This is a genomic window from Rubrivirga sp. (assembly GCF_049648075.1).
Classification (GTDB): domain Bacteria; phylum Bacteroidota; class Rhodothermia; order Rhodothermales; family Rubricoccaceae; genus Rubrivirga.
The window spans coordinates 1-4,838 of sequence record NZ_JBARYR010000351.1 but is presented as its reverse complement, the minus strand read 5'-3'; the positions used below and the strand labels follow the sequence as shown (position 1 = coordinate 4,838).

The following is a 4,838-nucleotide window of genomic DNA, read 5'->3' as shown; positions in this document are numbered from 1 at the left end:
GCGTTCATCGTCGAGCACAACGACGTCGCCACGCTGTGCATCCCGACGGCCTTTGCGTCGTGGACCGGCGAGGCCCTCGACCACAAGATCCCGCTTCTCCGCTCGATGGAGGCGCTCAACCGGACGGCCACTCGTGCCCTCGAGGTCTTGGGCGAGGACGTCGGACGCGTCTACGCGACGTGCGGCTCGGAGCAGGAGTTCTTCCTGGTCGACGAGGTCTTCGTCGAGGACCGGCCCGACCTGATCGTCGCCGGGCGGACACTCGTGGGCGCCGCACCGCCTCGAGGACAGGAGTTCGACGACCACTACTTCGGGACCATCCCGCAGCGCGTCTTGGCGTTCCTGAACGCGCTCGAGACCGAGCTCTACAAGCTGGGCGTGCCCGTCGCGACGCGGCACAACGAGGTGGCGCCAGGCCAGTACGAGATCGCGCCCATTTTCGAGGACGCCAACGTCGCCGCCGACCATCAGCAGCTGGTCATGATGACGCTGCAGCGGATCGCGAAGGATCATGGGTTCGCCTGCCTGCTGCATGAGAAGCCGTTCGCCGGCGTCAACGGATCGGGCAAGCACGTTAACTGGTCGATGTCGACCGACACGGGCATCAACCTGCTCGAGCCCGGCGACACGCCGCACAAGAACCTCCTTTTCCTGTTCTTCTGCACGGCCGTCGTCCAGGCCGTCGAGAAGCACCAGGACCTGCTGCGGGCGTCCATCGCGACGGCCGCCAACGACCACCGGCTCGGTGCCAACGAGGCGCCGCCGGCCATCATCTCGATCTTCCTGGGCGACCAGCTCTCGGACGTCTTCGAGCAGATCACGGCGTCCGGCGAAGCGACCTCGAGCACGTCGAGCGGGTTCTTGGGTCTCGGCTCCCCGGTCCTGCCCAAGCTGCCGCGCCACGCGGGCGACCGCAACCGGACCAGCCCATTCGCCTTCACCGGCAACAAGTTCGAGTTCCGGGCCGTCGGCTCGAGCCAGAGCATCAGCTTCCCGCTCACCGTCTTGAACACGATCGCCGCCCAGGCCATCGAGGACCTGACGACCAAGGTCGAGGAGAAGGCGGGCAAGCGGCCGTCGAAGAAGGCGCTTCGGGCCGCCGTCAAGGACGTCATCGCCGACTCGATCCGCACCCACACCCACGTCGTGTTCAACGGCGACGGGTACTCGGACGAGTGGCACCGCGAGGCCGTCGAGGACCGGGGCCTGCTCAACCTCAAGACGACGCCGGACGCGCTCGCGACCTTGACGGACGCCAAGAACGTCGAGGTCTTCTCGAGCTACGACGTGTTGACCGAGCCCGAGCTCGAGAGCCGCAAAGACATTTTGGCCGAGCAGTACGCGCTGACCATCAACGTCGAGGCCGCGACCACGGAGTCGATGGCGAAGACGCTGGTGCTCCCAGCTGCGATTCGCACGTTGGCGGAGTTGGGCGAGGCCGCCGAAGCCGTCGAGGACTTGGGCCTCGACGTGTCGGGCACCAAGGCGATGGCGAAGACCGTCGCCGACCAGGTGAACGCACTCGGCAAGGCGCTCACGGCACTTGGCAAGGCTCGCGCATCGGCTCACAAGGCCAAGGACGAGGCCCGAGCGATGAACGACAAGGTCATCCCAGCCATGAACAAGGTCCGCGCGGCGTGCGACGCGCTCGAAAAGGAGATCTCGGCCGACCTGTGGCCGCTCCCGACCTACCGCGAGATGCTGTTCTCGGGCAAGTAGCCCGCCCGCTCTCGGCGTCGAGGCCGAACCCGTCTATCGAGGCCGGTCCGCTCCGTGGGTCGGCCTCGATGCGTTCGGAGTGGCGCCCTCGAGGACGGTAGGGTCTTGGTTTACATGGACGTCGACCTCGAGGGCGTAGACTCGGTGATCCGCTCGGCGCCGCTTGTCCGTAGGGACGGACACGCCCCCTCGCCATGACCATCGACCCCACGCCGGAGCGCTGGAGCCTCGTCCGCGACACGTTCGACGCCGTCGCGGACCTCCCGATAGGGGACCGCCCGTCTGCCCTCGAGGCCGCGTGCGTCCGGCCCGACGGCACGCTCGACACGGACCTTCGCCTCGAGGTCGAGGCCATGCTCGCCGCCGACGACGCGGCGTCCGTCCTCGACGAGAGCGTCCCGGCCGAGTTGGTCGAGGACGAGCCGTCGGCGGCGGGCGAAGAGTTCGGGCGGTGGCGCGTCCAGCGTGAGGTCGGGCGCGGGGGGATGGGCGCCGTGTACCTGGTGGAGCGCTCGGACGGCACCTACGATCAGACGGCGGCGCTCAAGCGGCTGTCCATCTTCGGGGCCGAGGGCGTCCGGCAGTTCGAGCGCGAGCGCCAGATCCTGGCCGGCCTCGAGCACCCCGGCATCGCCCGGCTCATCGACGGCGGCGTCCGCGACGACGTGCCGTTCTTGGTGATGGAGTACGTCGAGGGCGAGCCGATCACGGTCTACGCCGACGCGCACGGCCTCGAGGTCGAGGACCGCGTCCGGCTGTTCGTCCAGGTTTGCGAGGCCGTCGGGTACGCGCACCGGCACCTGGTCGTCCACCGCGACCTCAAGCCGGGCAACGTGTTCGTGACCGAGCGCGAGCGCGGCGGGCGGAGGCCGGTCCTGCTCGACTTCGGCGTCGCCAAGATGCTCGACGTCGAGGGCGACACGGCGACCACGATGACGGCCATGCCGCACTTGACGCCCGAGTACGCCGCGCCGGAGCAGGTCACCGGCGAGCCGGTCACGACGGCGACCGACGTGTACGCCCTCGGTGTGCTGCTCTACGAGCTGCTCGCGGGACAACGACCGTACGAGATCGAGAGGCCAACGCTGACCCGGATCGTCGAGGCCGTGGTGGACACGAGACCCGCTCGGCCGTCCTCCGTAGCGCCCGCCGTCCAGCGCGTGTTGCGAGGTGACCTGGACACGGTCGTGATGAAGGCGCTGGACAAGGACCCGGCCCGCCGCTACATCTCCGCCGACGACTTGGCGGACGACCTCCGCCGCTACCTCGATGGCTTGCCGGTGCGGGCGCGGGCGCCGTCGGTGTCCTACCGGGCGCAGCGGTTCGTCGGGCGCCATCGGGTCAGTGTCGCAGCGTCGGCGCTCGCGGTTTTGATGCTGGTGGCTGGCACGGTGTTTTACACGGTGCGTCTCGCGGCCGAGCGCGACCGAGCAGAGCAAGCGGCGCAAGACGCCCAGCGCGAGGCGCTCCAGGCCGAGCGAACCGCCGAGTTCCTCGAGTCCCTGTTCGCCAGCTCGGACCCGACCGGCGCCGACCCGGGCGAGCGGACCGCCCGCCAGCTATTGGACGCCGGGGCCGCCCAGGCCCGCGACGACCTCGAGGGCGAACCCGGCATCCTGGCCTCGATGCTCGCGACCATGGGCCGCGCCTACCGAACGCTGGGCGACTACGAGACGGCCGGGCCGCTCCTCGAAGACGCCGTCGAGCTCTACCAAACCGTCGGTGACGATCCGCTCGGCCAGCGGGACGCCCTGCTCCAACTCGCCAACTTGCGCTACCGGACCGAGGACTACGGTGCGACCGAAGCGCTCGCTCTCCAGGCCCTCGCCCTCGACTCGCTCCACGCAACGGACGGCGAGGAGCGGCTCGCCATCCTAAACACCCTCGCGCTCTCCTACTCGGACACGGACCGGCCCGAGGAAGCAGCACAACTGCTGACTCAGGTCATCGGGGGACGCCGCGCCCTCGAGGGCGATGAAGCCAAGACGGACCTGGCGACGAATCTCGGCAACTTGGGCCTGATCCTGCTCGAGCTCGAGCGGACCGACGAGGCCGAGACGTTGCTCGACGAAGCCCTCGAACTGCACCGAGACACACGCGGGCCAGACCACCCCTACGTCGCGTTCGTGCTCAACTCGAGGGCGGGCATCCATGAGACGAGAGGCGACATCCCGCTCGCGCTCGCGGACCTCCGCCAAGCGGAGGAGATCGGGGTCGCGGCGTTCGGACCCGACCACCCGTTCGTCGAGCACGTTAAGGGTCACCTGGGACGGCTCCAGCGCTAGCGGGAGCGACGTCCTCGAGGTCGGAATCGATGTGGCTGCGAGGACGATCCTCTACCGACCCGTCCTCGAGGACGCGTAAGCCCCATGCAGCTTATGTTTGAGGTCGTTCGCCCTCTCCTCGTGAGCTCCGACCCCCAGACCATCGTTCGTGCCGGCGCGGTGACGCAGCTGCTGCGCCAGGCGGAGGACGGCACCGTCCCCGACTTGGTCGACCGGCTCTTGCCTCTCGTCTACGAGGAGCTCCGGTCCGTCGCCCGCGCGCAGCGCCGGAAACGAGGCGCGCCGGCCACACTCGCGACCACAGCCCTGGTGCACGAGGCGTACATGCGGCTCGTCGGCAGCGACTTGGTCCCGAACCGGAGCTACGTGTTCGCGGCGGCCTCGAGGGCGATGCGCAACGTGCTGGTGGACCACGCGCGCCGGCGCTCGGCGCAGAAGCGGGGCCGCCCCGTCACCCTCGACGACGAACGCGTTGGCGGCATCGACCTCGACGGTCAGGCCGCGCGCGTCCTCGACGTGCACGACGCCCTCGAGAGGCTGGCCTCGTTCGACGAGCGGGCGGCGCAGGTCGTGGAGTGCCGGTTCTTCGGAGGCCTCTCGGTCGAAGAGACCGCGGAAGCCGTCGGCATCGGGTCGGCGACGGTAAAGCGCGACTGGCGGCGGGCGCGGGCCTGGCTCGAGGTCCACCTGGGCAGCCTCGAGGGCGAGATGGGTGATCCCCCGAGCCTGGAAGTCGCGGAGGAGGGGGACTCTCCCTCCCCGGATGGCTGACCCCACGCCCGAACGCTGGCTCCGCGTCCGCGACGCCTTCGACGCCGTCGCGGACCTCCCGCT

General features: G+C 69.5%; 4 protein-coding genes. 3 read left to right on the top strand and 1 reads right to left on the bottom strand.

What is annotated here, in order from left to right; all coding sequences use genetic code 11:
• The coding region (locus tag WBA11_RS10360; protein ID WP_424520619.1) for a glutamine synthetase III at positions 1-1,719 on the top strand (1,719 nt) is incomplete at its 5' end.
• A gap of 33 nt (positions 1,720-1,752) precedes the next feature.
• On the opposite strand, the gene WBA11_RS10355 is transcribed toward WBA11_RS10360, so the two are convergent.
• The gene (locus WBA11_RS10355) at positions 1,753-1,902 is read right to left on the bottom strand and encodes a hypothetical protein (protein WP_424520618.1); all 150 of its coding nucleotides are present in this window, start codon (positions 1,900-1,902) and stop codon (positions 1,753-1,755) included.
• Between the two features lie 11 nt (positions 1,903-1,913).
• On the opposite strand from WBA11_RS10355, the gene WBA11_RS10350 reads away from it, so the two are divergent.
• Positions 1,914-4,004: a protein kinase domain-containing protein gene (locus tag WBA11_RS10350; RefSeq protein WP_424520617.1), complete on the top strand. Its 2,091-nt coding sequence runs from the start codon at positions 1,914-1,916 to the stop codon at positions 4,002-4,004.
• Positions 4,005-4,088: 84 nt separating this feature from the next.
• Entirely contained in the window at positions 4,089-4,775 is a 687-nt protein-coding gene (locus WBA11_RS10345; protein WP_424520616.1) for an ECF-type sigma factor, read from the top strand.
• Positions 4,776-4,838: the final 63 nt, after the last annotated feature.